Here is a 26,561-nt window from a genome sequence, read left to right on the forward strand (position 1 = left end):
GAAAGCAGATTGGCAGCTTCAGTGGGTTTTAACAATATAGTAACCTTACAATAATCTACAGCTAATATTGCAGGTATAGTTTTGCTGCATCAATCCTTCCTTTATAAGAAACTGATTGCGCATTATGGGTGAGATCAATTGCGGCAATCAATAGTGGTGTGGCTTAGTCTCCCACACTACGCAAAAGACCTGCCTCGAAAGAGCGGGTCTTTTTTTGTGCCTATACCTGTGGTGAGATAGGCATAAAGTTCTGTAAAAGCTCTTTTGTCAGGGAGTTTGCCTTAGAAGTCGGTGTTGATGCTTTCGCCGCCGCCCAGGTACTGAAACAGGAAATAAGCCAGCACTGCCAGCACAATGATGCCTAGGCAACCAATCCCGCCGCAACCGCCTCGTCCTCTTCCGCCGCCAGCGTCGCCTCGGCCACCAAACAATTTACTTAGCATCCAGAATTTGAATAAGCCTCTTAACATAGTTTATACCTTAAATAGAACATAGAACCCAGCAGATGCTTGGCTGTCAGGAGTTAAGGGTACGCGAAGACGGGCTCATGAGTTAGGGAACAGGTATAGCCAATGCCAGGTATACCTGACACTTAGGTGGCGTTGGCAAGTATTACGATCTGATTTACCTACGATTTTAGGTATAGCGGCTAAGGTATAGCTATACCTTAACTAATCGGCACTTTGCGCAATATGGCTTCGATAAAGTCTTTGGTGCGGATGCCGTCGGCTTCTGCTTCGTAGTTGAGAATGATGCGGTGGTTCATCACATCGTGTGCTACTTCTTTGATGTCTTCCGGCAGCACATAGTCGCGGTCGTCGAAGTAGGCGATGGCTTTGGCAGCACGGTTCAGGGCAATGCTGGCACGCGGCGACACACCAAACTGTATGTAATCGGCAAACTCGTTGAGGTCGTACTCGGCTGGGCGACGTGTCGCGAACACCAGTTCAATGATGTACTTCTCCAGCGTCTCCGATATCTGCACCTGGTTGATCTCACTGCGAATGGCAAAGATGTCTTCCTTGGAAAGCACCTTATTCACGGTATCGTTAAAAGCCATGTTGGCCATGCGGCGCATGATCTCCAGTTCGTCTGCTTTCTTCGGGTAGTCGATGTATACCTTCATCATAAAGCGGTCTACCTGCGCTTCGGGCAGCGGGTACGTACCTTCGTGCTCCACCGGGTTTTGCGTGGCCAGTACCAAAAAGGGCAGATCCAGTTTATAGGTCGTCTCACCGATAGTTACCTGCTTCTCCTGCATGGCTTCCAGCAAAGCCGACTGCACCTTGGCAGGGGAGCGGTTCACTTCGTCGGCCAGAATCAGGTTAGCGAAAATGGGGCCTTTCTTTACCTCAAACTGCGATGCGTTCTGGTTATAGATCATGGTACCGATGAGGTCGGCGGGCAGCAGATCAGGTGTAAACTGAATGCGCTGAAAATCGAGGCGCAGGGCGCGGGCCAGTGAGTTGATGGTAAGTGTTTTGGCCAGTCCGGGTACACCCTCCAGCAAAATATGGCCGCCGGTAAACAAACCAATGAGCAGACGATTGACCATATAGGACTGTCCGACCACCACTTTCCCCACTTCCTGAAAAACCTGCTTTATTTTCTGTTGATGGTCTTTCACCTGGTCTGGATATACTAATTCTTCTGCTGGCATAGCTCAATGGCATTTAGAGGGCCTAAATATAGTAATTCTAAGGCACGGGCGCAATTAAATGCCTATACCTGCGAGGCTGAGGTATAGAAAAGAACCAAAAGAAAAGAGCGCCCTAGGCGCTCTTTTTATGTTCTGTCTCAAATGCGATGGGATTTTCTGGCTGTCGCTTCAGCGTTTCCATACGTTCACGCTTGGCTTGCCGTACCAGCTCTATCATGCTGCTGAGCCTGTTTTCTTCTACATCCTCGATCGGCAAAACCATGGTGGTTTGGGGCGATTCAATGTGGATGCGATGTTGCCGTGTCATCAGGTATAACATCAGGAAGAAGCCGCTGAGCAGTGCAAAAACATCGTTGAAGTAAACGAAAAGGGCCGAGACAACGCTAAACGCCAGGTATAGGGGTTTGCCCGTGGCTTTGATCTGCCAGGAAGAGATATCTTCGAGCATCACGGACTGGTAGCTTCTGAAGAGCCAGTTATTTTGCCGCATGATCACGCGGTGAGTGGTCAGGATCAGCTTTTTATCCACCGTCTGGATAAGGTGCCTTTCACCACCAAGAAGTCGTGTTACTGCCATTCCTGATGGAGTATTAAGTTTGTTTATCTTCGTATTGAGTCGTAGCGAGTGTATCACAGCTAATAATTGGTGTTAGTTATATCCAGGATTCCCGGAAGCACCAAAAGGTTGCATGTAAGTCCGGTACAAAGTTAAATAAATAATAATTCTTATACGAAGTCAATTCGCCATGTATCGGTTTTATTATAATTATGGGCCATTGGTACTATACCTACGGCAAATAGATTTATAGGATTGTAAATTAGCTAGCAAAAACTTTGCCCTATTTATGCAGTGAGTATATATATTATGAATTAGTTATATCTATATATAGAAAAAGCCGTCCTGTTTGTTTAGGGCGGCTTTTTCTATAAGTGCTTTTGCTTTATGTGCTAAGCAGTCAGGTAAAATTCTCCTTCATGGCCATGAGCACGCTGGTTTTTGAAGCGGGCGATGTCGGTCTGCATATTCTCGTAAATTTCCAAAATCTCCTCTGAGTCCTGTGTTAATGGTTTTATGTGTTCAAGCAACAATTTTGCTGCCAACGGATAGAACTTGGAGTCGTCTGTGTTCTTAGCGTTCACTTTAAAACTACCCACGTGTGTCTCCAGTTTTTTCAGGCCAGGGTGCTCGCTCTTAAACTCTTGTATGGTGTCGCGGAGTTTCTCCCGTATCATCAGGTATAAATCCTCTTCGAAGGTCATCCCGAAGTCCTCCTCCTCCTCTTCATCATCGAAGCTGTAATCTAAGTCGTCATCGTAATCGAAATCGTCTCTCATGGCTGATAATAAGGTTATTTTGAATTGTTAGTACGCACGGTTGTTCTTAGGGTGTTGCATAAAGTTCAAGTTTTCTTTATCTGCAACGGTGCCAAAAGCCGGGTTTTGCCAGCTCTGTCACTCAAAGAAAATGCATAAATAATGTTTCGAAACCGTATTTGCAACGCCCCGGCTATACCTGTATTGAATTATTTTGCTTTGGTAAAATATGTGGCGCGATAGTGAATTGAGGCTAAAGCTGATAGGTATAAAAAAAGACCTGCTCCCGAAGGGAGGGCACTGAAAAAGTCCCTCATTTAGGAGCAACCCTTAGAAGCGATCAGGTAAAACCATGTTTTTACCTGATCGCTTCTCTTATTATCAGAAGTCGTGCTGGCCAACCGAACGATCACTTGTATAGCCAATCGGACTTTCAATTGTGTGTAGGGTCGGAAAGGGAGGGCGCCTGGGCGGTTTTGTGGGGAATTCCCGAGGCTTAAGCGCTTAGTTTGAGGATTCGCTTCAGGTTTACTGTGAAGATGGCCAGCGCTCCCTGCAGCTGCATGCTGGTGATGCCATAGGAGATGGCCCTGCCATAGCCATGGACGTTTTTGAGCTCGCTGTTCTTAGCTTCTATTTTATAGCGCTCCCTGGTCTTCTCCTTGAAGTAGGCTGTCTGTTGAAAGGCCTGCTGCTCCACATGGATAGGCGACTTGATGGTCACTCCGTAGGTTTTTGACTTGGCTCCTGGTTTGTAGCAACCCTCTTTTAAGGGGCAGCTCCTGCATTTTTGAACGTCAAAGTAGTAGACGGTTGCCTGGTTCTTGCCACGGTTCTTTTTCCCCTGACGTGCCTTTCGCATGGCCATATGCCCGGCAGGACACACAAACAGACCAGCGTCTTTGTTATACTCAAACCTGGCTTCCTCCTTTCGGCTGCCCTGGCTGATGACAGGGTTGAGTTTGGCCACCAGCTTTAGACTGCGGCCCTCCTTGTCCTGGAGCTTGAGGTTTTCCTTGCCTGAATAGGCCGCATCGCCGATGATGGTGTCCACCTCAATGCCGTTGTCGCGGCTTATTTCCACAAGCTTTGGAAGTTGGGGGCCATCGCCTTTTTCGCCCGAGGTGACAAGGGCGGCGGCAATGATGCGCTCCTCTGTCATGGCCAGATGCGCTGTCATGGCCAGGTGCGTCTTGTAGCCAAAGAAGCTGCTGTCAGCCGATTTATGGCCCGTCCTGGCATCCGTGTCTTTGGAGAGCGTATGGCTCTCCTGGGTATCCTCCACCGTTTCCCTGAGCAGGTTGAGCTTCTCTCTGACGGCGGGAATCACACACAGCGCCTGGTCCGCTTCAACGAGCTTTTCAAGCCTGCGGCAGTAAGCCAGCTGCTCTTCCAACCCGCCCGAGTCATGCTGTTCGGGCATACGGCCTTTGATGTCTTCATCGATGCTGCAAAGGGCTTTGCGCAGCAGCCTTGAACGTTCCCTGAGCACCTCCAGGGCGGATTGTGGATTTGACCTGGAGAGCGAGTGGGTGGCGTCCACGATAAGGGAGTGGGACTTGATGATGCCCTTTTCAAGGGCAATGGCGACCGTCTTGCTGATCAGAAGGTTCAGCAGGTCGGTGTCCTTTAAGCGGAGCTTGCGGAACTTGGTCAGGGAGCTGGGGTTGATGACCGCCTCCTCGGGCGAGAGGTCGAGAAAGTATTTGAAGGACATATCGTAGCGCGAGCGCTCCACCACGTCCACATCGGAGAGGGTGTAGATGGTCTTCAGCAGCAAGTATTTGAACATGCGCACCGGGCTTTCGGCCCTGCGGCCATTGGTGGTGCAGTATTTGGCAACCAGCTCCTCGTAGATGAAAGTGAAGTCGATCAGGTCGTTGATTTTACGAAGCAGATTGTCCTGGGGGACAATCAGATCATAGAGCCCTGAATAGGGGCTTGGTTGAATTTGTTGCTGTTGCGCTACCATCTGAATGCTCTCTGATTCCACTAGGAGATACGAAAAAAGGAGCAGAAAACTTAATTCCTGCTCCTTTAATTCTCCAGTTTTCACGGAGACTTTTTCAGTGCCCTCTCCCGAAGGAGAGGTCTTTTTTGTGATACATGTTGTTGTGCTTAGGCGAACTTGCGCTCGATCAGGCGGAGCAGTTTGTTTACGCTGTCCTGCTTTTTGCTCCAGTCATACTTGCGCGCCAGGTCGTTGGTGACAAATTGCGTTGCCTCATCCGGACTCCTGAATTGGTCAAGTTGCTGAATCGTGTTATAATATGTCATGTTATCGCCATCAAACAGCTCGTTTATGAAGCTGAAGCGCTGGTTGATCGAAATAGAGTTTTTGAGCGAATCTATCTTACCATTGCTCAACGAGTCGGCAACAGAAGAAGAGGCTGGCTTGCTGAACTTCTCATTCATGGTAGGGCGCTCGGCCTTAAAGCGTTCATTCAGGTTGTTGTCTGCCATTGCGGCAGGTCTGGGCACTACTGGTGTGGGAGCCGGCGTAGCCACAGGTATAGAAGCCTCACGCTGCGCCATATGGATAGGCGCTACCACATCTTTCTCTTCGACTGGAGCGGCTGGCGTAGGCTTACCGATTGAAGCGGCGTAGGCTGCTAAAGGCGATATCTGCTGTTGCCTGATCTCTTCTTCCGTAATCGGCAGCAGGCTGTTAAAGGGCTCCAACACTTCGGCCAGCGGCGCGATGTTATCTCGGTTGGCGTTCAGGTATAGCTTAAAGCGGCTCAAAATGTAATCGCGGTCGCGGTTAGAAGGGGAGAGCGTACCCACAAAGCCAGCAAACAGAGCCTTGTCCAGATCGATGTACTTGAGGTTTTCCTGCAGTTTAGGCAGGGTAATATCTTCTTGTATGCGCAGGAACTTCTCTTCGAAAGTGGCCACCGGTGCCAGTTTGAGCAGAAACGTGTCGAGGATCGCTTTCTGAAGCAGCGGCTCAAAAGCATCGCGTTTGATCAGAATCTTGCGAGAGAGCACATTCATAAAGTTGAGCAGCGCCTCCTTTACCTCCTCATGTTCATAGTCGAAATAAGGGCTGCGCAGGTTGGCCATTTCGTGGTGCCACTTAAGCAGGAGCTCTTTTATTACAAACAGATTAACCTGTTTAATGGGCGTAAAGCCAATAAGTTGGGGTCCATTAATAGTGTCGTGTGCAGCAAAGTGACGGTCGCAAAGTACATTTGCCAGTTCTTTGCTGTAACGTTCAAGCCTTAATTGATTATATTTGTCTTCCATTGGTATACCTTTCTTTCGTAAAGTTAATAAATAATATGCCAAATTTAACGGTGCAAAACCTGTTCAATCGGCAGGTAGAAGTGGCACCCGGTCAAACGCTGCTGCAGGCTATACAGGCCGACGGCATCGACTGGATGCACGCCTGCGGAGCCAAAGGGCGCTGCACCACCTGCCGCATTATCGTGCAGGCGGGGCTTGAACACTTCGGGCCGCTCACCGACAGCGAAGAACGCTACCGTAGCAGAGGCCGCCTACAGGATAACGAAAGACTAACCTGCCAGTGTACATTAGTGAGCGGAGATGCCCAAGGCCGTGTGCCCCGGCAGACCATGCTCCCGCACATGGAGTATAGCAACTAGCCAATCAGCCAATACAAAATAGTAGATGTTTATAGAACCGCGCGTTGGGAACGAGAACCACGCAATCAGAAGAGGATGGATAGAGGTGATCTGCGGATCGATGTTTTCGGGGAAGACAGAAGAGCTAATCCGGCGACTGAACAGAGCCAAGATTGCCAAGCAGAAAGTGGAGATCTTTAAGCCGACCGTCGACAAGCGCTATCACGAAGAGGATGTGGTGTCGCACAACGCCAATGCCATACGCTCCACGCCAATAGACTTTGCGCAGGACATGCTGTTGCTGGGCGGCAGCTGCGATGTGGTAGGTATAGACGAAGCGCAGTTCTTTGACGACGGTCTGGCCGAGGTTTGCGTGAAACTGGCCAACAGTGGCGTGCGCGTAATCGCCGCCGGCCTGGACATGGACTACCTGGGCAAGCCCTTTGGGCCGATGCCGGCATTAATGGCTGTGGCCGAGTATGTGACCAAGGTGCACGCTATCTGTGTGCAGTGCGGCGATATTGCGACCTACTCCTTCAGGAACTCCCCCTCTGAGCAGCAGGTACTATTGGGCGAAACGGAATCTTATGAAGCCCGCTGCCGCCACTGTTTTCAGGAAGGCATCAGGCAAAAAAAATAAAAGCGGGAGCTATACCTACTCTTTGCTGCCAACCGCGAAGTGCGCCAAACCTGTATCACTAAAATAGCCGTATTGGAGTAAATGTTAGTCAAGACAAGGGGCATCGTACTCAACTACATCAAGTTTCGCGAGTCCTCGATCATCGCCAAGGTATACACAGAGCAACTGGGTGTGCAGTCGTACATCGTGAACAGCGTGCGTAAAAAGGGCACAGGTTCCCGCATTGCCCTGTTCCAGCCTTTCACGCTGCTCGATATGGTGGTCTATACCTCGCACAAAGGCGGCCTGACGCGCATCTCAGAGTATAAAAGCGCTTACCCATACGCTACTATCCCTTTTGATATCCGCAAGAGCAGCATTCTGTTGTTTTTGTCCGAGATGGTGTCGCGCACTATTAAAGAGGAGGAGGAAAACCCGACGCTCTTTCACTTTCTGTTCAATGCCATCATCGAGTTTGACGAACTGCAGGACCATTTTGAGAATTTTCACCTGATCTTTTTGCTGCACCTGAGCCACCACCTGGGCTTCGGGCCAAGCAGCGGAATGGAGATTGTGGAGCAGGTGGCTTTTTCGCCGAATGCGCAGTCGCTGACCGATGCCCCGCCGGTTCTGGCCTTACAGGCTTATGAACAGCTTTTCGACCAGTTGTTGCGCACGCCGGAACAGGCGGCTATACCTAACGGCAAGGTGCGCCGCGAAATGCTCTCCATCCTGATCCGCTATTACCAGCTCCACGTGGAGCGGCTAGGCGAAATCAAGTCGCTGGCCATCCTTTCGGAAGTCCTGAGCTGATAAACAAAAAAGGCGATACATTTGCATCGCCTTTTTTGTTTATGTCAAACTAGTTGTTAGCGTACATTCAGCACATCTATTTCGAAGATCAGCACGGCGTTTGGCGGAATGCTGTTGCTGCCATACATGCCATAGCCCAGATGAGAAGGAATATAGAGGTTCGCTTCCTCGCCTTTGCGCATATGCTGTAGTCCTTCGTCCCAACCCTTGATTACCTGACCTGCGCCTACAAGTACTGACAATGAGTTACCTCTTGTATAAGAGTTGTCAAACGCTACGTTATTAATGTGTCGGCCGATATAGTGCACCTCAGCATACTTGCCAGGCTTAATCAGGTCACCTTCACCTTCTTTTTTGGTCAGGATATAAATGCCACTGTTCAGGCGAACTACTTTGGTTGTGTCAACAGCATTAGCCCTGAAGTACTTTCTGATCGTTTCCTCATCTAACTTTTTCTGGGCTTCGATCTGCTCAGGCGTTATATAGTAAGGGTTTTTGTTCTCCTCTTTGCAAGATGCAAAAGAGACCAGTACAACGAAAAAGAAGAGAGCCTTTGCAAACCAAGTGCTCAGTTTCTGCTTTTTGTGTGTCAGGTTCATGGTATTCAGGTTAAAAGGTATTCAGAAATTAGTTTTTGATGTCCACAAGCTCCACGTCGAAACGCAGGATCGAGTTAGCTGGCATTTGCTCGCCGCGTGCCTGCCCACCGTAAGCCAGCGGAGAAGGTATAAGCAGAATAGCTTTGCTGCCTTTGTTCAGCTGCGCGATACCGTCGTCCCAGCCCTGGATCACCTGGCCCTGGCCAAGCGGGAAAGTAAACGGCTGACCGCCATTCATTGGGTTGTCGTAAGAAGACTCCAGTTCTTTGCCATCCAGGAAAGACAGTTTGTAATGCACTGAAACATTGTCGCCAGCTTTGGCATTCGGACCTTTGCCCGCTTCTGTTATTACGTAGTAAACACCCGCGTCCGTTTTCTGAACGTTCTTAAGGCCTTTTTCTTTGATGTACTCCTGAATTTTAGCGTCGTCGATTTTGAGCTGTTCTTTGGCGTGCTCCTGCTGGGCCTGCATCTGCTCTTCGAACATTTTCTGCTGGTCTGCTACCGCTTCCTCCTCAGACTGTATTTTGTCGGCTTTCAGGAAGAAAGTAAAGTGCGTGCCCGGCTTCACGAACGGAGGCATCGGCTGGTTGAATGTGTTGGCAAAAAGCGAGTCAACGCTGATCTTGAACACACCGCTGTCGCCGGCGCGCATCATGGTCAGGGCGTTCTCTAAGCTGCCTTTAAAGGTTGGCTCCATTACCGGAAGCATGACCGGCTGGCCCTGCTGGCGTGAATCGAACAGCACAGAGTCGTCGGCGGTGCGGTACGACATGTGCATCGTGATTACCTGACCCAGACGGGCACCTGTAGTGTCGTCGGCAGCAATCTCGCCACGGTTTACATACTCACCGTCTTTTTGCTCATATACCTTATAAGCCAGGCCGTCAGCCGTAGTGCGAAATTCGTCGCTTTTGTTTTTGTCGCCACAAGACTGTAGCAACAGGGCACCGGCTAGCACCGGCAGTAAGAACTTAGTTTTAAATAGCATCGGTTATAGGTTGGATATAGTGTTTGTTTCTTAACAGGACGCCTGCAGTTGCTCTTTGTATTGTGGCAACAGGCTTTCAAACTTGGCCACGGTGTTCTCGAGGGTGTCGAGCGACATACCGCCGGCTGCGTTTTTGTGTCCGCCACCGTTGAAGTTGGCGCGTGCAAACTCATTTACTGAGAAATCGCCAACGGAGCGGAAAGACATCTTCACGGCCTGCACACGGTCGATAATCACGGCAGCAAAAACAATGCCCTCAATGGAGAGCGCAAAGTTTACCAGGCCTTCGGTATCGCCGGTTTTGGAGTCGTAAGCTTTCAGCTCTTCGGCCGTAATGGTAATATAAGCTGTTCTGTACTCGTGGTGCACCACTAACTTATCTTTGAGGGCATAACCCAGAAAACGCAAACGTGTTTCTGTGGAGCTGTCGTAGATAAGACGGTGGATATTGGATGTGTTCACCCCGATGTGCAGCAGGTCGGCAATGATCAGATGCACGTTTTTAGAGGTGCTCGGGTGTCGGAAAGAGCCCGTGTCCGTCATAATGCCCGCATAAAGGCACTCGCCTATACCTGTGTCGATCAGGTCGCCATCGCCCAGGGCCTTGATCAAGTCATATACCAGTTCGGCTGTAGCAGCGGCCTGTGGGTTAGAGTAGTCGAGGTCAGCGAAGTCTTCCGGCTGCAGGTGGTGGTCTATCAGCACTTTGGTGCCTTTGGCGTTGCGGATATACTCCCCCATTTCGTGGATGCGCGTCAGGTTCGAGAAGTCGAGGCAAAATATCACCTGCGACTCGTCGATGATGCGGCGCACGAGGGCGTCGTTTTTATCAGAGTAAACGAGTACCTCGTCATTGCCCTCCATCCAGGTAAGAAAGATCGGGTAGTCAGAAGGTGTGATAACCGTAACCCGGTGACCCAGTTTTTTGAGGTAGCCGGCCAAACCCAGTGACGAGCCCAATGCATCGGCGTCTGGTTTGTGGTGTGTGGTGATCATCACCTCTTTAGGTTCTCTCAGGAGCTCTTTGAGAGCATTAATGTCATGCATAAAGCTTGTTATAAATCCGCTGAGTAATAGGGATATAAGGCGCGAATTTCTGAAGAAATAACTTCTAATGCAATAAAATAGCGTTTTAAGACGCTTCAGGCTGTTCTGAAAGTTTAACCAAGGTATAGCCTGCAGGTATAGCTGTAGGCTATACCTGCATAAATATTTGCAGAAAGTATGGGCCAAGTACTGCTATAATTAAGCTAAATGCGCTAATTTTGCACCTTCTAAACGAAACATACACACATTAACACAATAGACATGGCTGGAAACATCACATTTACTATGATTAAGCCGGACGCGGTTGCAGATAACAACATCGGTGGCATTACTAAAATGATCGAGGAAGGTGGCTTCCGCATCGTGGCGATGAAGAAGACAAGACTGACTGAGGAGCGTGCCGGCAAGTTTTACGAAGTACACAAGGAACGTCCTTTCTACGGTGACCTGGTGAAGTACATGTCTTCCGGCCCGATCGTAGCCATGATCCTGGAGAAAGACAACGCAGTGGAGGATTTCCGTAAGCTGATCGGCGCTACCAACCCGGCTCAGGCTGAAGAAGGTACCATCCGTAAGGTATACGCAAAGTCTATCGAGGCAAACGCTGTGCACGGCTCTGACTCTGACGAAAACGCACAGATCGAAGGCGACTTCTACTTCTCGGCCGACGAGCGTTTCTAAGCTATTAAAGAGTACTTATTGATTTCTCAAAAGCCCGCAGGACTATATGCCCTCGCGGGCTTTTTTGATTATGTTTGAATCAGTAACCCCACCTTTTTTTATGAAACAAACTTTACTCGTTGTTCTGCTTCTTTTTTTAACGGCACAGGCTTTCGCTCAACAGGACGAAGAACCAGAGTACAAAGCCGTGATACTACATTACAATGCCGATTGGCAGATTACCTCACCAGAGGAAGCTGTGGCGAAGCGGCTGACCTACTTCCCTGCTGAAGTGAAGGAAATGCAACACCTGGGCGCTCCCTTGTTTCAGCATGTTGTTACCGATTACTATGCAGATAACACAGTTATGGCCAAAGGCTATTATAATGCGCAGGGCAAAAAGTGGGGTAAATGGGTTTTCTATCATCCTAATGGTCAGGTGGATTGTGAAGGTAGTTTTTCTGAAGATGTTCCAACCGGGAATTGGAAGTTTTGGAGTGCTTCAGGAACACCTTTGGCAGATGTAACACTGAATGGAGAAGAAATACGGGTGAATAACCTTTGGAGCGAGACCGGAAATCAACTCGTAAAAGACGGGCAGGGAGAGTATAAAGCACCTTTTGCGACGGCAGATGGAAAGGGCACCTCCATACTGGAAGGTATGTTCGTTGACGGCCATAAGACAGGTTGGTGGCGACTTACTGATGCTAGCGGAAAAATGGAGCTTGAGCAGATATATGACAGCAAAGGCAAAATTCTGAGTGGTACAATTTATGTAAATGGGGTGCCAACTATTAATAAAGATGATTTAATGCATTTAGTGAGTTTGCCAGACTATCTTTTTTATATAGAGCAATGGAGAACTGATCCGAAGTATTATGCGGCCAAATATCCGGTTGCAGCTGATTTGTTGGGATGTCAAATTACGAAAGTGGATCTGCCGGAGTCGGATGTTGCGCCTGCCGATTATTATTTCCAGGTTGTGCAGCGTAAAAGTAACGGTGAAGTCGACACGTTGCAATATGGGGTACCAGTTATAGAAGCTAGTTTCAGAGGTGACTTATTTGAGTACACAAAGAAAAACTTCAAGGGGCCATCAAACACTTATATGGGGAGGAATAATATAGAAGGCTTACTAATGATAAGTTTTACTGTGATGGAAGATGGGCAGATAAAGGATGCCACAGTTAAGAAAAGCGTACATCCTAAGGTAGATGAAGAGGGGCTGCGGTTTGTAAACAGCATGCCAGCCTGGAATCCGGCTACGAAGCTAGGAAAGTCAGTAGCGTCTGAAATGATTTTTCCAATTAGATTTAGTGTGCATACACAACATCTACAACCTCCATCTCCCCACATGCCGGACCCGTTCACTAACATGCACAGGTGGTGAGTTTTTAGTTAAAACAGAGAGGGCCGGCTTTATAAAGCCGGCCCTCTCTGTTTTAACTTGAGCAAACCTACTGCTTCGGAATTACAAACTGCTGGCCTGGTTTGATCAGGTCAGGGTTGCTGCCGATAGTTGCCTTGTTTGCCTCGTAAATCTTTTTCCAGGCGTTGGCATCACCGTAGTAGTGCTTGGCAATTTTAGAAAGCGAATCACCGCTCTTTACTGTATAGGTATCCTGGCCAGTTGCAGGCTGTGCCCCTGGTTGCTGAGGCGCTTGCTGGTTAAAAAATGAGCCATCACCTGGCTGGCGGTTGGTTGGGTTAGGAGCCTTAACGGGTTCCTTTTCACCCTTTTTAAAAAAATCACGCAATCCCATATTTCAAATTCTTATGATGTCAGTAAATAATTTTGGTGCGTAGCTGTAAAAAGTTCAGCTGCTTAGATAGATACGCCGAATGATGCGCATTGTTGTGCCGCATTGTATTCCTGATAGATTAAATAGCTTTCATCAACTTTAAAAAACTTTTAACCGTACTCTATGCACGCCTCTTGAGGTAAGCAGGCACAGGTATGTAAACCATTAAACTATGAATAAAATGAACATGAATCTGAAACAGGTAAAAGCCTACTTTACGTTTGTAATGGCCTTTGTGCTGATGGCTTTTATGACAAGCTGCGGCGGTGACAAAGACAATGCCGGCAATGCCAATATGATCTCAGGTGGCAGCAGCAAAACCTGGAAAGCTGCCAAGGAAATGACAGCCTCCGGCGACAAAGACAAACTGACGGCAGAAGAAAAGGACGAGACCATGCAGTTCTACTCGGACGGTCGCTTTGCCATGGGTGGCGGTGGCTCACTTCAAACCGGCACCTGGACCTACGATCAAGCGGGCAGACGCTTATCGCTCACGTTTGAGGGAGCTAACGAATCGCAGAATTTTACTGTAGAGAAACTGACGGATAAAGAAATGGACCTGGTGGCAGCCGATGGTTCTAAGATGGAGATGAAAGCCGAATAAGGTATAAATCTCAGGTATATTTTGAACAGGAAAGCCGGTCCAATTTTGGGTCGGCTTTTTTGCTGGGTAGGAAATCGACAGGTATAAGTTACCGGATCAGGTATAGCTGGAGCAGCCTGATAGTAATTTATACCAGCCGGCGCAGCCCCAACAAGCCTAGCATCGGGCCGAAAGCCAACAGTGCCAGGGTGTAGGACAAGGGTAATTGCGTTAGTAAAAAGCCTGTTAGCTGGATGCTGGCCACTGTAATGGCGAAACCAATGGCTACCACAATAGTGAGTGCGGTGCCAACCAGTTGCGGCGGAGCTGTCTGGGCTGTCAGGGCCGAAAACTGAGGCGAATCTCCAGCCACCACGATGCCCCAGAAAAGCAGAAATGGTATAATGAGTTGCGACGATCCGAGTTGCAGCACGAGCAGCGAAAGCAGACAACACAAGCCCGAAAGCAATAATTGCACAAAGGCCACTCGCGCGCTTCCCCATACCTGCGACAGATAACCGCCGCCTATACAGCCTACCGCACCGGCCGCGATCACAGCAAAGCTATAAGCCGATACCTCGCTGCTGGAAAGTTGAGGGAGTGACAAGGTCAGAATCAGGGGTGTAAAAGCCCATAAGGTATAGAGCTCCCACATATGGCCAAAGTACCCGAAAGCGGCCGACCTGAATCCGCGATCACGAAAAGACTGCAACATGTTTCCTATCCTGAATGTGGCGCCTTTCTTCAGGTATGGTCCGTCGGGCACAAGCAGGTATAGGAGCAAGCCTCCTATGCCTGCCAATGCGCTTACCGTTCCTAGCACCTGTTGCCAGGGCAACGAAGCACCCAATGCCCGAATCAAATGCGGAAAAGCAGTGCCTAGCACCAGTGCACCTACCAGGTAGCCAATGGCTTTCCCTAGTCCTGTGCTATACCAGCTGGCTGCTATCTTCATTCCTACCGGATAAATGCCCGCCAGTAAAAAGCCCGTCAGCGCCCGGAGTAACAGCACAGCATAAAGATCTTTGGCCGCGAATATCACTAAAGCATTGGCCACAGCACCAAGCAGAGCACAGAACAGAAACAGCAGACGTGGCGACACCCGATCGGCCAGCGAAAGAAAAGCAAATACCAGTGTACCTGCTATAAAGCCCAGTTGCACCGCTGAGGTTAGCAAAGCCAGCGCCCCGTCCTGCAACTGCAGCGATTCCTGCAGCTCCGGCAGCACCGCATTGCCGGCAAACCAAAGCGAAGTACCCGCAAACTGCGAAAACACCAGCGTGGGCAATAGTCGGGCGGGCGGAGCTAAAGTCTGATACAGCAAGGAAGTCGGAGAGTTTAGGAGTTTAAGATTTTGAGAGTTGGGGAAGTTAGAAAATTAAAAGATTAGGAAGTTGATTTGTAGCGATGTTTTACTAAAACAACGTTCGTGCATGGACCCCTCTTAACACTCTTCCGGACATCTTTGTCCGGAAGAGTGTTAAGAGGGGGACGTCTTTGTCCCCATTTGTATACCTGCACGAGGGCAGCAGGCTCTTTCGGATTTATCAATCTGAAGGCAAACGGTAGGGTATTTCCTAATCCCCCTATACCTGTAAACCTATACACGGAGATGTGGACATTCCCGACAGTTTGCTTCGGGACATGGATGTCCCGAGGAGCCTTTTATAAAATTATAAATGCCTGTAAAGGCCAGTCACCCCTGCCTGAATCTTGTATCGTTATACCTGTCTGAGCCATGATAAAATCCTCACAGAGACAGGAGCTATATACAAAGGAGAAGCAGGTTAATTATACACCCAATAATTTATGAATTTAGCCATTCAACTTTAACCCTCACCCATAAATCGTCTCAGCAAATTTCTCCAATGCTTTGCGTGTTTCGTAGGTGCGCTCGAACATGCCCATGTGGCCGGTTTGGCCCAGGAAATAAACCATGCTGTTGTCGGGGAGGTGACATTGCTCCAGGGCTTTGTCGAGCGGCACGGCACCGTCGTCTTTTCCGAAGATGAACAAAAACGGAAACTTTGCAGCAGCCAGCACGTCAGTTCGGTCTTTTCGGTCGCGCATGGCGGCAAGGCCTCCGGTTACGCTCTCTTTCGGTGTGTTGGTGCCGATCTTTTTCATTAACGCGATTTCTTTCTTCAGTCGGTCACGGTTCCCGCTATAGAAGAGTGGCTCAATGAAGGACTGCATGAACTTCTCTACGCTGTGTTTCTCTACAAACTCGATGGTCTTGTTGCGGTTATCTTTCTTCTCATCAGTGTCGGGGAGGGCAGAGGAGTGGAAAAGGCAAACGCCGTTGAGCATGCTGCTATACTTCTCAGCTAAAGCCATACTCACATAGCCGCCCATGGAGTGACCTATCAGAATGCATTTTTTAATACCGAGTTCCTCCAAGTTTGCTTTCACATAATCGGCCATACCCTCCATACTGTAATCGGCTATACCTGAGGTATTGTCGCCGAAGCCGGGCAGGTCCAGCGCCACTGTCCGGAACTGCTTTTGCAGCGGTTTTGTGAACTCATCCCATACTTCTTTGCTTTCGCAGAAGCCATGCAGGAAAACGAGTGTGTCGCCGGAGCCGGCAGAGGTATAAGTAGTGTGTTTTGTCATAGTTTATGGTGTTTACTTTGTAGGGACAGGTCTCAACCCAATGCCGTCAACTTAAGGAGATGTTAAATAACTTTTCGCTTATTGCTTTTGACTTTATGCCCTCGGTGCCGTTTTCTTTTAAATTTCCTGCCAGGCTTGACGGCCTCCCTTCGGCGCTTTATTTTAAGCTTCAGCCTCTGGTAGGCGGTTTCCATAGGCTGGGTCCCCAACAGCAGGCCGGCCAGGTTGTCCTTGACCAGCCCCAAGGCCACCGCGCGGTTGATCTGGTAGCGGTGCCTGTTGCCCTTGCCCTCCTGCTCCCGGTCGAGCTCCTGCTGGGCCTCCTCCACCAGTAAAGCACTTATATTGGCGCACAGCACGGCTGCGTGGAAGTCCTGGAGGACGCCGCCGGTAAGCGGCTTTGAAACGCTCACTGTTCATCAACTCCCGAAGGCCTTCCAAAAGCCGAGCACCCTTTTTTTACTGTCATCCTCTTATCTGCTTCCATTGGATAGTATACGAAAACCCTTAAGTTGACGGCATTGGGTCGCAACCTATCCGAATCATGCCTGAATAATTGTGTCGTTATAAAAGTATGTGTTGGAATGTGTATCGCAAAGGATAATTTCTTGTTTCATTGCAGTGGCTATACAGCCGCGGAAAGATCGCGTCCTGTCACTACAAAGTATAAACAAAAACCCCGCGTTTCCTGAAGAACTGCGGGGTTTGTCTTTTTTCAAAAGGTCCTTGGTCAGAAAACTATACCTTCACTGCCACACCGATCATTTCTCTCACGGTGTTCTCGATGGCAGCCGGGTCGAAGCCAGCGTCGCGGTGTAGCTCCAACTGCGAACCGTGCTCGAAGACCTGGTCCGGCATACCGAGGCGCTTTACTTGCGAGGTATAGTTGTTGTCGACCATAAACTCCAGCACAGCGCTTCCGAAACCACCTTGCAGACAGCCATCTTCTACAGTGATCACTTTGCTGTACTTGCTGAATATGTGGTGCAACAGCTCCCCATCCAGCGGCTTGCAGTAGCGCATGTCGTAGTGGCCCGGGTTGATGCCGTCATAGGTCAGTTTCTGGCAAACATCCACGGCGTAGTTGCCGATATGGCCAAATGTCAGGATCGCTACTTCTTCGCCTTCCTGCACGGTGCGGCCTTTACCGATTTGCTGCAGTTCCAGCGGGGTACGCCAGTTTGGCATCACACCTTCGCCACGTGGGTAACGGATCGTGAACGGACCAGCACCTTCCTGCGAAGCAGTATACATCATGTTACGCAGTTCTTGCTCGTTCATCGGGGCGGCTACCACCATGTTCGGGATGCAGCGCATGTAGGCAATGTCGTAAGCACCGTGGTGCGTCGGTCCATCAGCTCCGGCGAAACCGGCACGGTCGAGGCAGAACACCACATGCAGGTTCTGGAGACACACATCGTGCACCACCTGGTCGTAGCCACGCTGCATGAACGTGCTGTAGATGTTACAGAAAGGTACTAAACCCTGCGTGGCCAGGCCAGCGGAGAAAGTCACCGCATGCTGCTCAGCTATACCTACGTCAAAAGCACGATCGGGCATGGCCTTCATCATGATGTTGAGTGAGCATCCGGACGGCATCGCAGGCGTGACGCCCATGATCTTGTCGTTCTGCTCAGCAAGCTCCACAATCGTGTGGCCAAACACATCCTGGTACTTAGGCGGTTGTGGCGTGTCGTGATGCGTTTTGTAAATTTCGCCTGTTATCTTGTCGAATAGTCCCGGCGCGTGCCATTTGGTCTGGTCTTTTTCAGCCAGTGCAAAGCCTTTGCCTTTGGTGGTAAGCACGTGCAGGATTTTCGGACCAGGTATACGCTTCAGGTCTTCCATCACCGACACAAGGTGGTTGATGTCGTGACCGTCGATCGGGCCGAAATAGCGGAAGTTCAGGCCTTCAAACAAATTGCTCTGCTTAGAGAGCGTGGCTTTGATACCACTTTCTACCTTGGAGGCAATATGCTGTGCGTTCGGACCGAATTTGCTGATCTTGCCAAGTACATTCCACAGTTCATCGCGCAGCTTGTTGTAAGTGCGGGAAGTGGTGATGTCAGTTAAATATTCTTTCAGAGCGCCCACATTCGGGTCGATACTCATGCAATTGTCATTGAGGACTACCAGCAGGTTGGCGTTGGTGGCGCCGCCGTGGTTGAGGGCTTCGAAGGCCATACCGCCCGTCATAGCGCCATCGCCGATCACGGCGATGTGGTGACGATCGTCTTCTTTTTTATATTGTGACGCAACAGCCATACCCAGCGCCGCCGAAATAGACGTGCTTGAGTGGCCTACGCCAAAAGTATCGTATTCGCTTTCTTTACGCTTCGGAAAACCAGAGAGTCCGCCATACTTGCGGTTGGTGTGGAAATTATCGCGACGACCGGTCAGGATCTTGTGACCGTAAGCCTGGTGGCCAACATCCCATACCAATTGGTCGTAAGGCGTCTGAAACACATAGTGCAGTGCTGTGGTCAGTTCTACCACCCCAAGGCTGGCCCCAAAATGACCGCCGTGGATCGATACCACATCGATGATGTATTGCCTTAGCTCCTGGCTAACCTGCAATAACTGCTCTGGCTTAAGGGCGCGGAGGTCGGCAGGCGAATTGATAGAGGCAAGGAGCTCTCCTGGTTTGATGATCATAGAAATGTCTTTATTATAGACTTCCAACAAATTTTTTAGGCAAAAGTTTGCATTGTGCAAAATACAGTATGCCGGACAAAACGTAAAGTTAGTAAAAATCAGAACACAAGCTGCTAATTCTCCTCTCTATCCTGTCACGGCAACCGTCGGTGGTGTGTGGTGTAAGTGTGCTAAGTGAATGATTGTCAATAAGTGGGATATTTAAGGGAACTTAATGGCAATCATGCTTCTTGATAATGCTACACTTATACAGTTGTGAGTTTATTTTGTTCAGAAATCGGGCTGTCTAAGCATCTGTAACATAGCATTCGGGCTGGTATTTCATCCGAATAAATTAGTATTTTTGTCCATCAGTTGCGATCAGCGCATTAACCAAAGGCCAGAGAAGTGAGTTTCGAAATAAAATTACCGTTGTTTGAGGGGCCGTTCGACCTATTGCTCTTCTTTATCGAGCGTGACGAGCTGGATATTCATGATATTCCGATCTTCCAGATCACCAACGAGTTTATGGGCTATATTCGGCAAATGGAGCAGCTCAATATTGAGGTGGCCAGCGACTTTATCCTGACTGCCGCCACGCTCATGCGCATTAAGGCTAAAATGCTGCTGCCCCGCACCGAAAAAGACGAGGAAGGTAATGAGATAGATCCGCGTCATGAACTGGTGCAGCACCTGCTGGAGTATAAGAAATACAAAGCCGTGCTCGGCGACCTCGGGCAGATGGAAGATTTCCGTCTGGCGCAGGAAAACCGTGGTAACGTACACGATGAATTGCAGCAGATCGCGAATGCCAACCACTTTGAGTACGAACTGCAGGACCTGAGCCTCTACAAACTCATGCGCGTGTTCGATAAGGTGATGCTGCGTTTTGAAGAGGAACAGAGCCGGCCGAAACATACCGTGCTTACGTATCCCTATACCATCGAGGAGCAGCGCGATTATATTTCAGGGCTGATTGCAGAAAAAGACCATGTTCGTTTTTCAGAGCTGATCTCCGCCTTTCCAGATAAAATTGGAATGATTTTCAACTTTCTGGCGATATTGGATATGTTGCAGCTCAACCTGATCGGGATTGAGGTGGGCGATGGTTTCAATGACTTTATTATTACTAGGGCCGAAGGACAGGCAGCCCAGGTGACGCAGCTCATCCTCGAGTAGGAATCCCGAAAATCCTTAAAAAGCCAACCTGTTTTCCCGAGTTGCCGAATAGTTAAGTAGTTTTGCACGTCAGCTATTTAAGAGCACGCACCGAAGAACTGGGTTACAATAGCCGCCTACATGGATGAGAATAAAAAAACCATACTAAGGAGTTTCAGTCCGATCAAGATCCTGATTCCGGTGCTACTGGGTTTGGGCGCTACGGCTTGGCTGTTCATCAAAGACGACAAGCTCAGCGATCTGAAAGGTATAGCCGAGGCCAACTGGTGGTGGCTGGCAGCGGCGCTGCTGGTGCTTGTGATCCGTGACCTGGGCTATATGTACCGCATCCGCAGCCTGACCGACAAGTTCCTGACCTGGCGCAACAGCCTCGACGTGATCATGCTATGGGAGTTCGCTTCGGCCATTACGCCCTCGGTAGTAGGCGGTACCACCATTGCCACCATCGTGCTCAACAAAGAAGGTATACCGCTGGGCAAGTCGCTGGCTTATGTTATGCTCACAGCCGTACTCGACAACATGTTCTTTATCATAGCGGCACCAATTGCGCTGCTGGCTATACAGGGCGAGGTTTTCCCTGATTTTGGCTTGTCGACTGCGGATGTCAACGCCCTTAAAACCGCCTTTTACATCAGCTACTCGCTGATTGCCGTGTATACCTTCGTGATGATCTACGCGCTGTTTGTACGCCCACGTGCTTTCAAGTGGATTTTACTGAGACTGACGGGTTGGAAACTGCTGCGCAAGTGGCGTATCAATGCTTTTCATCATGGCAACGAAATTGTGTGGGCTTCGCAGCAGTTGCGTGGCAAGGACTTAAACTACTGGGCCCGGGCCATTATCTCTACTGTTTTTGTGTGGAGCGCCCGCTACTTCCTACTCAACTGCCTGATCGCGGCTTTTACCGATGTCACCCTTGCCGAGCATATGCTCATCATTTCGCGCAACCTCATTTTCTGGATCGTGATGCTCGTGGCGATAACACCGGGCGGTGCCGGAATCGTGGAAATGGCTTTTCCGAGTTTCTTTGGCTTGTTCCTGGGCCGTTTCAGCAATATTGTGGTGGTGCTCTACCGTCTCATTACCTACTACCCATACCTGGTGCTGGGCTCATTCTTCCTGCCGAAATGGATAGCGAAAGTGTTTGGCAGGTCTTCGGTAGAAGATGAAGTGAAGGTATAAGCAGGTATAAGTATGAAAGCCATTATTGTAGGAGGCGGAATCGGAGGGCTGTGTACGGCGCTTGCCTTGCAGCAGGCAGGTATAGATACCACGGTATACGAAGCGGCTTCTAAGTTCAAAGGGCTGGGAGCGGGCGTAGGACTGGCTGCCAATGCCATGCAGGGGCTTCAGCGGTTAGGCGTGATGGATGACGTGGTGGCAAGAGGGAAGCAACTCGATGCGTTGGTTATCTTTGATGAGCACGGCCGCGAAATCAGCAACATGGATACCCGCCCCTTGAGCAGCAGGTATGGCATTAACAATTTTGTGATTCACCGCGCCGACCTGCACGAAGTACTTTTGAGCCACCTTCAGCCTGGTTCTGTTGTGCTGGGCAAGCGCTGCGAAGAAATGGCACAAAGCAGCGATCAGGTGCAGGTAACATTTGCCGACGGAAGCCATGCCACAGCCGATTTGCTCATCGCCGCCGATGGGATCAGCTCGGTGGTGCGCCAACAATTGGTACACGACAGCATACCCCGCTACGCCGGCTATACCTGTTGGAGGGCCGTGGTCGACAATCCGGGAGTAGACATCAACAAAATGATTTCGGCAGAAACCTGGGCGCCGCAGGGCCGTGTAGGTATAGCGCCGCTGCAGGGCGACAAAATTTACTGGTATGCCTGCATCAACGCCCCGCAGCGCGACGAGAAAATGCGCCTGATGACGCCCGAGAAGCTAGCCCGCCACTTTGAGTCAGTGCACTCGCCTGTAGAAGCCGTGCTGGCCTCCACTTCGCAAGACCAACTCATCTGGAACGATATTGCTGACCTGAAACCACTCAGGCATTTTGTATATGGTCGTGTGGTGCTGCTCGGTGATGCCGCCCACGCTACAACGCCCAATATGGGGCAGGGCGCCTGCCAGGCAATAGAAGATGCCGTAGTGTTAGCCCAATGTTTGAAGCAGGAACCTGTTGTGTATAATGCTTTGAAACGCTACGAAAAACGCCGCAAGGCCCGCACCGCCAAGGTAATTCAGTTGTCCAGAACGTTAGGGGCAGTTGCTCACTGGCAGAATCCGTTGCTGGGCAAGCTCCGGAACACGCTTTTTCGTGCCATGCCCAAGTTCGTGACCCAACGGCAGATGGAGGACTTGTATAAGGTGGATTTTTAAGTATACCTGCTTTTTAGCTGGTAGTTTGCGGGCGGAGTAGCCTCCAGTAAACCAATTCATCATCCCGAACCACTTCTTCCATACCTACTTTCTGAAGTATGCGGGCAGAAGGAATATTTTCCACCAAGCAGTTTGCCGTGACAGCTTTCACTTCCGGATGCCAGAAGGCCCACTCTACCAAGGCTCTAGCCGTTTCCAGTCCGTAACCTTGCTGTTGTTCCTGTTCAATAATAGAGTAGCCGATGTCTACAACCCCTTCCTTATTCGGCCCGCCTTTAAAACCGGCATCGCCTATCACAGTGGCGTTGTGTTTCAGCACGATCATCCACGATTCAAAGCCTGTCGGCTCCGGTAGCTGCTCCAGCCTTTTAATGATGCGGGGCAGCGTATCCATGCTCTCCTGGTCAGGCCAGAAGCGGGTGGGTTGCAGACCGATTTCGGTCAGTATACCTGTGTTGAAGGCATATAGTGCCTGTGCTACCGGAAGCGTGAAAGGGACTAGAGCTAGTCGCTGGGTATAGATGGGTTGGATGGGCATTATTTAGGATTTCTGTGATGATGAATCAACAGTATTGACGGATGATAAGTAAAATTACGCTGAAATTGCTACGCTTGACTGCTAGAAATTAGCGAACCACTTTTTTTTAACCTTGACTTTTTCAATGAACTCTATCTCTACACCAAGCTTCAGTTCTTTCAGCTTTTCAGCAAATTCATTTCCATCTATCAGATCGATAGGAGGGGCGCCATCTTTGTTAGCTTCTCTTCTTGCCTCTCTTGTAAAGCTACCTGTCGTAATGATAAGGCCTTTGTCTGCTCTGCCAATCATCGCGCCCCTAAAGTCTCTTACAATGCTGGAGCCTACGCTTCCTTGATAACGTTTGGCCTGAAAGACAACATGAAAGGAAAGAACGCCTCCTAGTCTGATAAGTCCTTGTCCGTCTATACCTCCGTCATTGGAGCGTTGCGTCACTTCTACGTTCAGGAAGCCTAATTCACGAAGAACTCTCTGACATAACCTCTCGAAGTTTTCAGGCGTTATTTTCTTGATAGATTCTAAGAGTTCTTCCTGCCAGGAAAACTCAATTAACTCCTCGCTGCTATTTTCAATATCTGTTAATAAAGATTTTTTATCAGCATTGCGATCTTTTTTATCAAGTTCTAGTACAGCTTTCTTAACAGCGCCTTTATCTATGGATTTCGTTTCTTTCCCTTTTTCCGTTAAAGCCCAAACACCTCTGCTTGAGTTTTCAAGCAGCCCATACCGCTTCAAGTAATTTCTTGACCAAGCTAAGCGATAGGTAAGTTTGGTTGTACTTTCTCGATGTATGTCGTTTATCTCTTCTTCAGTAAGCTTCAATAACTCACTTACTTGCTCCTCTATTTCTCTAACAGAACCGGACCCTCCAAGCCTTTGTAATGCCTGGAGGGTTGGTGTAAACAGGTCATCATACTTGTATTTAAAAATTTCGCTCATCGGAGTCCTGATAAAGAGGCTACTTACTATTGCTTTAAATATATGATAATTTATATAGAAACTATAGTCAACCTCTGGTTTATACAATATCGGATGTAACAGGAGAGAATAAAAAATGGAAGCCCACACGAGCTTCCATTTTTTATAAAAAAGATTGTTAACTCAGAATAAATCTACACTAACCCCTGCTTCACTAAATACTCCGCAATCTGCACCGCATTCGTTGCAGCGCCCTTACGAAGGTTGTCTGCCACAATCCACATATTTAAAGTTCTTGGCTGGGTTTCATCTAAGCGGATGCGGCCTACGAGTACTTCATCTTTGCCGTGTGCGTCTTTCGGCATCGGGTATTGCAGGTTTTTTACGTCGTCCACTACTTTCACGCCCTCGGTTTCATGCAGGATACGGTATACCTCGTCCAGCGTAAAGTCCTTTTCGAACTCCACGTTTACCGACTCCGAGTGGCCGCCCATCACAGGGATACGCACCGCAGTGGCCGTTACCCGGATAGAGTCGTCGCCCATGATCTTCCTGGTTTCGAGGATCATTTTCATTTCCTCTTTGGTATAGCCGTTGTCCTGAAACACGTCGATGTGCGGCAGCACGTTCAGGTCGATCGGGTAAGGGTAGGCTTTCTCGCCTTCTTTGCCTGCGCGCTCGTTCATGAGCTGCTCCACTGCCTTCACGCCGGTGCCTGTTACGGACTGGTAGGTGCTCACCACAATGCGCTTTGCCTGCAGCTCTTCGTGCAGCTTGTTCAGGGCTACTACCATTTGGATGGTCGAGCAGTTCGGGTTTGCAATAATCTTATCTTCTTTGGTCAGTTCTTTGGCGTTGATCTCGGGGACCACCAGCTTTTTTGTCGGGTCCATGCGCCAGGCTGAGGAGTTGTCGACTACTACGATGCCTGCTTCGGCAAACTTTGGCGCCCACTCGGTGGAGGTGCTGCCTCCTGCTGAGAAAATGGCAATTTGCGGGGCAGCCGCAATCGCGACCTGCATCCCGATCACCTTTATCTGTTTACCCTTAAACTCCATCTGTTTACCAACAGATCTCTCAGAAGCAACCAACAACAGTTCCGTTACCGGGAAGTCACGCTCCGCCAGTACTTTCAAAATCTCGCCGCCCACTAGTCCAGTGGCGCCTACTACTGCTACTTTCATTGTTTAGGGTATATTATTAATTGTATAATGGTTGAAAGCTAAATTGTTAATTAGAGTCTATCCCGGCGCGATGGCTATTCCGAAGTACGGCCAATTATACCTGTGCACGATTCGGAAAGGTCGCGGCCTGTGCCTACGTGATTCCTGACTTATTAAATTCTCAAACTCATCAACTCTCAAACTAACTCTTTAAGGTCGCATAAAAGTTCTGCATCTTACAAAAGCAGTCTGTTTTCTGCCCTCACATTGTCTTACAGACCTGTGAGTGTCTCTGCGTTTGCCCTTGCTGTGCCTTTTGCGGCTGCGAAGTTCGTAAGTTTTCACCACAATATTTGCGGATGAAACAAACTTTACACCAGGCATTTGTAAATACAGCACGTAAGTTTCCGCTCTTAAGTGAAAGGATAACGAAGGATCAAGTAACCGGAATTAGGAGCGCTCCTCAAGCTATTAACCAATATTCTTTCAGAATGATAAATTATGTGCTGGTCCTGATTACAGGTATAAGCCACTTCATTTCTCTTGCCATCAAGTCAGCAATTGCTCAAAGAACGCTGGTTGCAGGGCTTCTGCTTTTTCTTCCATACCTGGCCAGCGCCCAGCTCCAGGATGATTTCTCTGACGGCAACTTCACCCAAAATCCTACCTGGACAGGCAATGTGAGTGGCTTTGTTGTGAATCCGCAAAACCAGTTGCAGAGTAGCGGGCCTGCCGTCACTGGCACGGTGCTATACCTGGCCACACCCGCGCAGGCCGCAGTGGATGCGGTTTGGGAGTTCTGGGCTAACCTGCGCCTGGCTACCTCGGCGAGCAATTATGCGGATGTTTTTCTGATCTCGGACAAAGAAGCGCTCAAAGCCGCTGATGTGAATGGCTATTTTGTGCGGATCGGCTCCATGGCCGATGAGGTAAGTTTATACCGGAAAGACGTCGGCAAGCACCGGTTCTTATCATCAACGGCGAGGACAAAACGGTAGCAACTTCTAACAACACCGTGCGGGTGCGGGTAACGCGCAATCTCGACTATACCTGGCAACTCGAGCTCGATGTGACCGGCACGGGGCAAAGCTACCGAAGCCAAGGCACGGTAACAGATGCTACACACAGGCAATCGGCTTATTTCGAGGTGCTGGTCAGGTATAGCTCGGCAACCGTGAGCGTTTTTATTTTGATGATTTCCGGATAACCGATACAAACCCGCCCGTGCTGGAAAGCGCCCAGCCACTGAGTACGGAAACGCTGGAACTACGCTTTAATGAGCCGCTGGGCCAGGAGCAGGCCCAAAATCCGGATCACTATACCTTGAATGGCAGTATCAAACCAACTTCCGTCGAACTCATTGAGAGCAGTACGGTACTGCTTACGTTTGCGCAATCGCTGCGAAATGGGCCAAATACAATTGCAGTTTCAGGTATAGCTGATCTTTATGGCAATGCCTTGCCGAGCCTTGTCGAAAGGATTTTCCAGTATGTGCTGCCGC

29 protein-coding genes are annotated in these 26,561 nt (G+C 49.4%); 11 read left to right on the top strand and 18 right to left on the bottom strand.

The features are described from left to right. Positions 1 to 281: 281 nt before the first annotated feature. The 6 genes from K3G39_RS09430 to K3G39_RS09455 all read right to left on the bottom strand — a co-directional run bounded on the left by K3G39_RS09430 (position 282) and on the right by K3G39_RS09455 (position 6,223). The gene (locus K3G39_RS09430; RefSeq protein WP_220625944.1) at positions 282 to 470 is read right to left on the bottom strand and encodes a hypothetical protein; all 189 of its coding nucleotides are present in this window, start codon (positions 468 to 470) and stop codon (positions 282 to 284) included. A gap of 197 nt (positions 471 to 667) precedes the next feature. Beyond that, the gene (locus K3G39_RS09435) at positions 668 to 1,660 is read right to left on the bottom strand and encodes a MoxR family ATPase (RefSeq protein ID WP_220625945.1); all 993 of its coding nucleotides are present in this window, start codon (positions 1,658 to 1,660) and stop codon (positions 668 to 670) included. 112 nt (positions 1,661 to 1,772) lie between these two features. Then, positions 1,773 to 2,237: a hypothetical protein gene (locus K3G39_RS09440; protein ID WP_220625946.1), complete on the bottom strand. Its 465-nt coding sequence runs from the start codon at positions 2,235 to 2,237 to the stop codon at positions 1,773 to 1,775. 371 nt (positions 2,238 to 2,608) lie between these two features. After that, positions 2,609 to 2,995 carry a hypothetical protein gene (locus tag K3G39_RS09445; protein ID WP_220625947.1) on the bottom strand — a complete coding sequence of 129 codons (387 nt, stop codon included), beginning with the start codon at positions 2,993 to 2,995 and terminating at the stop codon, positions 2,609 to 2,611. 475 nt (positions 2,996 to 3,470) lie between these two features. Next, positions 3,471 to 4,946, bottom strand: a complete 1,476-nt coding sequence (locus K3G39_RS09450; RefSeq protein ID WP_220626101.1) for an IS1182 family transposase — start codon at positions 4,944 to 4,946, stop codon at positions 3,471 to 3,473. Between the two features lie 146 nt (positions 4,947 to 5,092). Then, a complete protein-coding gene (locus K3G39_RS09455) occupies positions 5,093 to 6,223 on the bottom strand; it encodes a hypothetical protein (RefSeq protein ID WP_220625948.1) in 1,131 nt (376 codons plus the stop codon). 35 nt (positions 6,224 to 6,258) lie between these two features. Here K3G39_RS09455 and K3G39_RS09460 point away from each other — a divergent pair, with 35 nt between their 5' ends. The 3 genes from K3G39_RS09460 to recO all read left to right on the top strand — a co-directional run bounded on the left by K3G39_RS09460 (position 6,259) and on the right by recO (position 7,993). After that, positions 6,259 to 6,582: a 2Fe-2S iron-sulfur cluster-binding protein gene (locus K3G39_RS09460; RefSeq protein WP_220625949.1), complete on the top strand. Its 324-nt coding sequence runs from the start codon at positions 6,259 to 6,261 to the stop codon at positions 6,580 to 6,582. 25 nt (positions 6,583 to 6,607) lie between these two features. After that, the gene (locus K3G39_RS09465) at positions 6,608 to 7,201 is read left to right on the top strand and encodes a thymidine kinase (RefSeq protein ID WP_220625950.1); all 594 of its coding nucleotides are present in this window, start codon (positions 6,608 to 6,610) and stop codon (positions 7,199 to 7,201) included. 81 nt (positions 7,202 to 7,282) lie between these two features. Beyond that, on the top strand, positions 7,283 to 7,993 hold the full coding sequence (gene recO / locus K3G39_RS09470; protein ID WP_220625951.1) for a DNA repair protein RecO: 711 nt from the start codon (positions 7,283 to 7,285) through the stop codon (positions 7,991 to 7,993). A 56-nt stretch (positions 7,994 to 8,049) separates the two neighbouring features. On the opposite strand, the gene K3G39_RS09475 is transcribed toward recO, so the two are convergent. Genes K3G39_RS09475 through K3G39_RS09485 form a run of 3 tightly spaced genes read right to left on the bottom strand, consistent with a single transcriptional unit; the run spans position 8,050 to position 10,630 of the window. After that, a complete protein-coding gene (locus K3G39_RS09475) occupies positions 8,050 to 8,592 on the bottom strand; it encodes an FKBP-type peptidyl-prolyl cis-trans isomerase (RefSeq protein ID WP_220625952.1) in 543 nt (180 codons plus the stop codon). Between the two features lie 28 nt (positions 8,593 to 8,620). Next, entirely contained in the window at positions 8,621 to 9,583 is a 963-nt protein-coding gene (locus K3G39_RS09480; protein ID WP_220625953.1) for an FKBP-type peptidyl-prolyl cis-trans isomerase, read from the bottom strand. 30 nt (positions 9,584 to 9,613) lie between these two features. Next, the gene (locus K3G39_RS09485) at positions 9,614 to 10,630 is read right to left on the bottom strand and encodes a bifunctional oligoribonuclease/PAP phosphatase NrnA (RefSeq protein ID WP_220625954.1); all 1,017 of its coding nucleotides are present in this window, start codon (positions 10,628 to 10,630) and stop codon (positions 9,614 to 9,616) included. A gap of 261 nt (positions 10,631 to 10,891) precedes the next feature. Between K3G39_RS09485 and K3G39_RS09490 the strand changes: the two genes are divergently transcribed. Then, entirely contained in the window at positions 10,892 to 11,311 is a 420-nt protein-coding gene (locus K3G39_RS09490; RefSeq protein WP_220625955.1) for a nucleoside-diphosphate kinase, read from the top strand. 100 nt (positions 11,312 to 11,411) lie between these two features. Then, on the top strand, positions 11,412 to 12,680 hold the full coding sequence (locus K3G39_RS09495) for an energy transducer TonB (protein ID WP_220625956.1): 1,269 nt from the start codon (positions 11,412 to 11,414) through the stop codon (positions 12,678 to 12,680). 67 nt (positions 12,681 to 12,747) lie between these two features. On the opposite strand, the gene K3G39_RS09500 is transcribed toward K3G39_RS09495, so the two are convergent. Beyond that, a complete protein-coding gene (locus K3G39_RS09500) occupies positions 12,748 to 13,053 on the bottom strand; it encodes a LysM peptidoglycan-binding domain-containing protein (RefSeq protein ID WP_220625957.1) in 306 nt (101 codons plus the stop codon). Positions 13,054 to 13,264: 211 nt separating this feature from the next. On the opposite strand from K3G39_RS09500, the gene K3G39_RS09505 reads away from it, so the two are divergent. After that, a complete protein-coding gene (locus tag K3G39_RS09505; RefSeq protein ID WP_220625958.1) occupies positions 13,265 to 13,696 on the top strand; it encodes a lipocalin family protein in 432 nt (143 codons plus the stop codon). A 127-nt stretch (positions 13,697 to 13,823) separates the two neighbouring features. Here the strand turns inward: K3G39_RS09505 and K3G39_RS09510 are convergent, their stop codons facing one another. The 4 genes from K3G39_RS09510 to dxs all read right to left on the bottom strand — a co-directional run bounded on the left by K3G39_RS09510 (position 13,824) and on the right by dxs (position 18,946). After that, entirely contained in the window at positions 13,824 to 14,999 is a 1,176-nt protein-coding gene (locus K3G39_RS09510; RefSeq protein ID WP_370627247.1) for a nitrate/nitrite transporter, read from the bottom strand. A gap of 512 nt (positions 15,000 to 15,511) precedes the next feature. Continuing rightward, positions 15,512 to 16,291 (bottom strand): alpha/beta fold hydrolase, encoded by a 780-nt coding sequence (locus tag K3G39_RS09515; protein WP_220625959.1) that lies wholly within the window; start codon positions 16,289 to 16,291, stop codon positions 15,512 to 15,514. Between the two features lie 62 nt (positions 16,292 to 16,353). Further along, entirely contained in the window at positions 16,354 to 16,704 is a 351-nt protein-coding gene (locus K3G39_RS09520) for a hypothetical protein (protein WP_220625960.1), read from the bottom strand. Between the two features lie 325 nt (positions 16,705 to 17,029). Then, on the bottom strand, positions 17,030 to 18,946 hold the full coding sequence (dxs, locus tag K3G39_RS09525) for a 1-deoxy-D-xylulose-5-phosphate synthase (RefSeq protein ID WP_220625961.1): 1,917 nt from the start codon (positions 18,944 to 18,946) through the stop codon (positions 17,030 to 17,032). 387 nt (positions 18,947 to 19,333) lie between these two features. Between dxs and K3G39_RS09530 the strand changes: the two genes are divergently transcribed. The 3 genes from K3G39_RS09530 (at position 19,334) to K3G39_RS09540 (ending at position 22,441) form a co-directional block, all read left to right on the top strand. Further along, entirely contained in the window at positions 19,334 to 20,104 is a 771-nt protein-coding gene (locus K3G39_RS09530; protein ID WP_370627248.1) for a ScpA family protein, read from the top strand. A 120-nt stretch (positions 20,105 to 20,224) separates the two neighbouring features. Continuing rightward, positions 20,225 to 21,286: a lysylphosphatidylglycerol synthase transmembrane domain-containing protein gene (locus K3G39_RS09535; RefSeq protein WP_220625962.1), complete on the top strand. Its 1,062-nt coding sequence runs from the start codon at positions 20,225 to 20,227 to the stop codon at positions 21,284 to 21,286. Between the two features lie 12 nt (positions 21,287 to 21,298). Next, positions 21,299 to 22,441: an FAD-dependent monooxygenase gene (locus tag K3G39_RS09540; RefSeq protein WP_220625963.1), complete on the top strand. Its 1,143-nt coding sequence runs from the start codon at positions 21,299 to 21,301 to the stop codon at positions 22,439 to 22,441. A 13-nt stretch (positions 22,442 to 22,454) separates the two neighbouring features. Here the strand turns inward: K3G39_RS09540 and K3G39_RS09545 are convergent, their stop codons facing one another. The 3 genes from K3G39_RS09545 to K3G39_RS09555 form a co-directional block, all read right to left on the bottom strand. Then, complete coding sequence (locus tag K3G39_RS09545; RefSeq protein ID WP_220625964.1) at positions 22,455 to 22,979, bottom strand: GNAT family N-acetyltransferase; 525 nt, start codon at positions 22,977 to 22,979, stop codon at positions 22,455 to 22,457. An 81-nt stretch (positions 22,980 to 23,060) separates the two neighbouring features. Continuing rightward, positions 23,061 to 23,918, bottom strand: a complete 858-nt coding sequence (locus tag K3G39_RS09550; protein WP_220625965.1) for a restriction endonuclease — start codon at positions 23,916 to 23,918, stop codon at positions 23,061 to 23,063. A gap of 173 nt (positions 23,919 to 24,091) precedes the next feature. Next, positions 24,092 to 25,081, bottom strand: coding sequence for an aspartate-semialdehyde dehydrogenase (locus K3G39_RS09555; RefSeq protein WP_220625966.1), 990 nt, complete (start codon positions 25,079 to 25,081; stop codon positions 24,092 to 24,094). Between the two features lie 470 nt (positions 25,082 to 25,551). Between K3G39_RS09555 and K3G39_RS20805 the strand changes: the two genes are divergently transcribed. Together K3G39_RS20805 and K3G39_RS20810 are read left to right on the top strand one after the other, a co-directional pair. Further along, positions 25,552 to 26,058: a hypothetical protein gene (locus K3G39_RS20805; protein WP_255594209.1), complete on the top strand. Its 507-nt coding sequence runs from the start codon at positions 25,552 to 25,554 to the stop codon at positions 26,056 to 26,058. Between the two features lie 23 nt (positions 26,059 to 26,081). After that, complete coding sequence (locus K3G39_RS20810) at positions 26,082 to 26,267, top strand: hypothetical protein (protein WP_255594211.1); 186 nt, start codon at positions 26,082 to 26,084, stop codon at positions 26,265 to 26,267. A 59-nt stretch (positions 26,268 to 26,326) separates the two neighbouring features. Here the strand turns inward: K3G39_RS20810 and K3G39_RS20815 are convergent, their stop codons facing one another. Continuing rightward, on the bottom strand, positions 26,327 to 26,455 hold the full coding sequence (locus tag K3G39_RS20815; RefSeq protein ID WP_255594212.1) for a hypothetical protein: 129 nt from the start codon (positions 26,453 to 26,455) through the stop codon (positions 26,327 to 26,329). Positions 26,456 to 26,561: the final 106 nt, after the last annotated feature.

The organism is Pontibacter sp. HSC-14F20, from assembly GCF_019599265.1.
Taxonomy (GTDB): domain Bacteria; phylum Bacteroidota; class Bacteroidia; order Cytophagales; family Hymenobacteraceae; genus Pontibacter.

Coding starts and splice junctions, on each gene's coding strand:
- K3G39_RS09545 (WP_220625964.1), bottom strand. CDS start 22,979: ATGCCCATCCAACCCATCTATACCCAGCGACTAGCTCTAGTCCCTTTC.
- K3G39_RS09450 (WP_220626101.1), bottom strand. CDS start 4,946: ATGGTAGCGCAACAGCAACAAATTCAACCAAGCCCCTATTCAGGGCTC.
- dxs (WP_220625961.1), bottom strand. CDS start 18,946: ATGATCATCAAACCAGGAGAGCTCCTTGCCTCTATCAATTCGCCTGCC.
- K3G39_RS09435 (WP_220625945.1), bottom strand. CDS start 1,660: ATGCCAGCAGAAGAATTAGTATATCCAGACCAGGTGAAAGACCATCAA.
- K3G39_RS09485 (WP_220625954.1), bottom strand. CDS start 10,630: ATGCATGACATTAATGCTCTCAAAGAGCTCCTGAGAGAACCTAAAGAG.
- K3G39_RS09455 (WP_220625948.1), bottom strand. CDS start 6,223: ATGGAAGACAAATATAATCAATTAAGGCTTGAACGTTACAGCAAAGAA.
- K3G39_RS09430 (WP_220625944.1), bottom strand. CDS start 470: ATGTTAAGAGGCTTATTCAAATTCTGGATGCTAAGTAAATTGTTTGGT.
- K3G39_RS09445 (WP_220625947.1), bottom strand. CDS start 2,995: ATGAGAGACGATTTCGATTACGATGACGACTTAGATTACAGCTTCGAT.
- K3G39_RS09490 (WP_220625955.1), top strand. CDS start 10,892: ATGGCTGGAAACATCACATTTACTATGATTAAGCCGGACGCGGTTGCA.
- K3G39_RS09505 (WP_220625958.1), top strand. CDS start 13,265: ATGAATAAAATGAACATGAATCTGAAACAGGTAAAAGCCTACTTTACG.
- K3G39_RS09515 (WP_220625959.1), bottom strand. CDS start 16,291: ATGACAAAACACACTACTTATACCTCTGCCGGCTCCGGCGACACACTC.
- K3G39_RS20805 (WP_255594209.1), top strand. CDS start 25,552: ATGATAAATTATGTGCTGGTCCTGATTACAGGTATAAGCCACTTCATT.
- K3G39_RS09500 (WP_220625957.1), bottom strand. CDS start 13,053: ATGGGATTGCGTGATTTTTTTAAAAAGGGTGAAAAGGAACCCGTTAAG.
- K3G39_RS09480 (WP_220625953.1), bottom strand. CDS start 9,583: ATGCTATTTAAAACTAAGTTCTTACTGCCGGTGCTAGCCGGTGCCCTG.
- K3G39_RS09440 (WP_220625946.1), bottom strand. CDS start 2,237: ATGGCAGTAACACGACTTCTTGGTGGTGAAAGGCACCTTATCCAGACG.
- K3G39_RS09460 (WP_220625949.1), top strand. CDS start 6,259: ATGCCAAATTTAACGGTGCAAAACCTGTTCAATCGGCAGGTAGAAGTG.
- K3G39_RS09540 (WP_220625963.1), top strand. CDS start 21,299: ATGAAAGCCATTATTGTAGGAGGCGGAATCGGAGGGCTGTGTACGGCG.
- K3G39_RS09475 (WP_220625952.1), bottom strand. CDS start 8,592: ATGAACCTGACACACAAAAAGCAGAAACTGAGCACTTGGTTTGCAAAG.
- K3G39_RS09495 (WP_220625956.1), top strand. CDS start 11,412: ATGAAACAAACTTTACTCGTTGTTCTGCTTCTTTTTTTAACGGCACAG.
- K3G39_RS09535 (WP_220625962.1), top strand. CDS start 20,225: ATGGATGAGAATAAAAAAACCATACTAAGGAGTTTCAGTCCGATCAAG.
- K3G39_RS09555 (WP_220625966.1), bottom strand. CDS start 25,081: ATGAAAGTAGCAGTAGTAGGCGCCACTGGACTAGTGGGCGGCGAGATT.
- recO (WP_220625951.1), top strand. CDS start 7,283: ATGTTAGTCAAGACAAGGGGCATCGTACTCAACTACATCAAGTTTCGC.
- K3G39_RS09465 (WP_220625950.1), top strand. CDS start 6,608: ATGTTTATAGAACCGCGCGTTGGGAACGAGAACCACGCAATCAGAAGA.
- K3G39_RS09550 (WP_220625965.1), bottom strand. CDS start 23,918: ATGAGCGAAATTTTTAAATACAAGTATGATGACCTGTTTACACCAACC.